Origin of the sequence: Hydrocoleum sp. CS-953 (assembly GCF_002260545.1) — a bacterium.
Taxonomy (GTDB): Bacteria; Cyanobacteriota; Cyanobacteriia; order Cyanobacteriales; family Microcoleaceae; genus Trichodesmium.
The window spans coordinates 1-3,245 of the sequence record NZ_LGSU01000479.1; the positions used below are offsets into that span (position 1 = coordinate 1).

At 38.9% G+C, this 3,245-nt stretch carries 3 protein-coding genes and 1 pseudogene; all 4 read left to right on the top strand.

Features of this window, described 5'->3' with window-relative positions:
• Positions 1-975 (top strand): ferrous iron transport protein B (gene feoB / locus AFK68_RS04845; RefSeq protein WP_143437523.1); only part of this gene is annotated, 975 nt, incomplete at both ends.
• Position 976: 1 nt separating this feature from the next.
• Positions 977-1,877 (top strand): annotated as a pseudogene (locus AFK68_RS04850) (nucleoside recognition domain-containing protein); the annotation flags it as partial.
• A gap of 441 nt (positions 1,878-2,318) precedes the next feature.
• Positions 2,319-2,456 (top strand): FeoC-like transcriptional regulator (locus AFK68_RS44235; protein ID WP_371357235.1); only part of this gene is annotated, 138 nt, incomplete at its 3' end.
• A 64-nt stretch (positions 2,457-2,520) separates the two neighbouring features.
• Positions 2,521-2,748 (top strand): FeoC-like transcriptional regulator, encoded by a 228-nt coding sequence (locus AFK68_RS04860; RefSeq protein ID WP_094671820.1) that lies wholly within the window; start codon positions 2,521-2,523, stop codon positions 2,746-2,748.
• Positions 2,749-3,245 lie beyond the last annotated feature (497 nt).

Sequence of the window (3,245 nt, forward strand, 5' to 3'; positions counted from 1 at the left end):
TTTTAAGGCTCGTTCAATATTTAGCATTCTTCTGGCCAATTTCTGCTTGAACCATTTTACCTTATTTCCCAACAACTCTATTATTATTGCTGACAGTCGTTATGGTTTTATTCGTCAATTAACCCAAGGAGCTACCGAACGCATTGGGGAAGCTAGTAGTACAACTTCCGATCGCTTAGATCGGATTGTTCTTGATCGCTGGCTAGGGGTTCCCATTTTCTTATTGGTAATGTATCTTATGTTTCTCTTTACCATCAACGTCAGTGCTGCATTTATTGATTTCTTTGATATTGCTGCGGGCACGATTTTTGTTGATGGTTTGGCTAATCTTCTGGAAGGAATGGGTACACCAGGGTGGTTAATTGCTTTCTTAGCTGATGGTGCTGGAGGTGGTATTCAAACTGTTGCCACTTTTATCCCTGTAATTGGGTTTATGTTCCTGTTTTTATCAATTCTAGAAGATTCGGGATATATGGCGCGAGCTGCTTTTGTGATGGATCGATTAATGCGGTTTGTGGGATTGCCAGGAAAATCTTTTGTACCGATGTTAGTGGGGTTTGGCTGTAATGTTCCGGCAATTATGGCTACACGGACTTTAGAAAATTCCCGCGATCGTCTAATGACTATTATGATGAATCCGTTTATGTCTTGTGGAGCGAGACTTCCTGTGTATGCTCTGTTTGCAGCAGCTTTTTTCCCCATCGGCGGACAAAATATTGTGTTTGGACTCTATCTGTTGGGTATTGTGGCAGCAGTTTTTACAGGACTTGTGATGAAAAATACCATTCTCCAAGGAGAAGCAAGTCATTTAGTTATGGAATTACCACCCTATCACCTGCCCCGAATTAAAGGAGTTTTAATCCGCACCTGGGAACGCTTAAAAGCATTTTTGTGGAAAGCAGGCAAAATAATTGTCTTGATGGTGATGGTTTTGGGATTGTTAAATTCTATTGGTGTAGACGGTTCTTTTGGCAANACTTGTGATGAAAAATACCATTCTCCAAGGAGAAGCAAGTCATTTAGTTATGGAATTACCACCCTATCACCTGCCCCGAATTAAAGGAGTTTTAATCCGCACCTGGGAACGCTTAAAAGCATTTTTGTGGAAAGCAGGCAAAATAATTGTCTTGATGGTGATGGTTTTGGGATTGTTAAATTCTATTGGTGTAGACGGTTCTTTTGGCAACCAAGACAGCGACAACTCCGTTCTCAGTAGCACCAGTCGAGCAGTCACTCCTATTTTTACTCCCATGGGAATTACAGAGGAAAACTGGCCTGCAACGGTGGGAGTTTTCACTGGAGTCTTTGCAAAAGAGGCTATGGTAGGAACCCTAGATTCGATTTACGGACAATTAGCCAAAGAAGATAATCCTGATGCAGAAACTGAGGAAGAGGGTTTTAGTTTCTGGGGAGGTATTGGAGAAGCATTTGCTAGCATTCCCGCTAATTTAGCTGATTTACCAAATCAACTACTCGATCCCCTGGGGTTAAATATTGGGGAGACTCAAGATGTAGAAATAGCCGCTGAGGAACAGGAAGTACAGTTAGGAACATTTGGAGCTATGGCGAGGCGGTTTGATGGCAAAGTAGGAGCATTTTCTTATTTGTTATTTGTGCTGCTATATTTCCCCTGCGTATCAGCAACGGCGGCTGTTTATCGAGAAACTAATATGGGATGGATGCTGTTTGTAGCCTTCTGGACAACAGGATTAGCTTACATTGTAGCTACTGTCTTCTATCAAATTTGTACCTTTGGACAACATCCTGGTTTTTCCTTTATTTGGATCGTAGGTTCATTGATATTTACGGGTGCTACTTTGGCTATAATGAAATTAGCTAAACCCATTCGGTTAAGAAGTCAGGAACAAGCTACTTAAGGTTTGCTGAANAATTTGTACCTTTGGACAACATCCTGGTTTTTCCTTTATTTGGATCGTAGGTTCATTGATATTTACGGGTGCTACTTTGGCTATAATGAAATTAGCTAAACCCATTCGGTTAAGAAGTCAGGAACAAGCTACTTAAGGTTTGCTGAATCAGGACTTATATAGAATCCGGATAATTACTATAACTATACCCAAGTCATTGCGACTGGAACGGAGTGGAAGGAAGCAATCTCAGGGATTTCGCGAGATTGCTTCCTATCGTCATAAGAAGAGGTAATTATTAATTATAGGACTTACGCAATACGACGTATTTTTGTCATTGCGACCGACAGCGAAGCAATCTCAAATCCTAGTTTTTCCTACCTCATGCGTAAGTCCTGAATTATTAATTATTAATTATTAATTATTAATTGTTGAACCTATTCCCTGATTATGATTTTAACTGATATTCAAGTTTATTTAGAAAAATGTGGCAAGATATCCTTAGCTGAGTTAGCTTTGCATTTTCAGATGGATGCTAATGCTATGCGTCCCTTACTCAAACGACTAATTCATAAAGGAAGAATTCGTNCGTAAGTCCTGAATTATTAATTATTAATTATTAATTATTAATTGTTGAACCTATTCCCTGATTATGATTTTAACTGATATTCAAGTTTATTTAGAAAAATGTGGCAAGATATCCTTAGCTGAGTTAGCTTTGCATTTTCAGATGGATGCTAATGCTATGCGTCCCTTACTCAAACGACTAATTCATAAAGGAAGAATTCGTCTGATGACAGGAGAAAAATGTACTAACTGCTGCAACTGTGCCTCAGAAATGATTGAATTTTATGAATGGGTTGGGTTAAGCCATTCGTAAGGATTTCCTGCGGAATGCTGCGCAAACAGCAGTCAGCTATCAGCTTCATTACCAAAAAATGAGGTCTAAAGCCTCCCCTTAAAAGGGGATGAAAAAAATATTTAACTCAGTATTTCAAGCCTCCGACTTTAAGTCGGAGGTTCACTGATAACTGATAACTGATAACTGATAACTGAAATGANAAAAAATATTTAACTCAGTATTTCAAGCCTCCGACTTTAAGTCGGAGGTTCACTGATAACTGATAACTGATAACTGATAACTGAAATGACCTATAGTCTAGTAGTGGACTGACACAACTAATGGGTGTGCATTAGGGCGGGTTTATGTAAATCTTAGAGTAAGCATCAAAATTCGGTGTTGCACAATAATGATGAAATATGAAAGTAGATATTTTTGGATAACTCTTTCCTCAAGATATGTACAGTTGAAAATTTATTATCATTCTTTACACCGCTTTTGCTGATGGATAAACCACACCGTCATAACCAAAACCC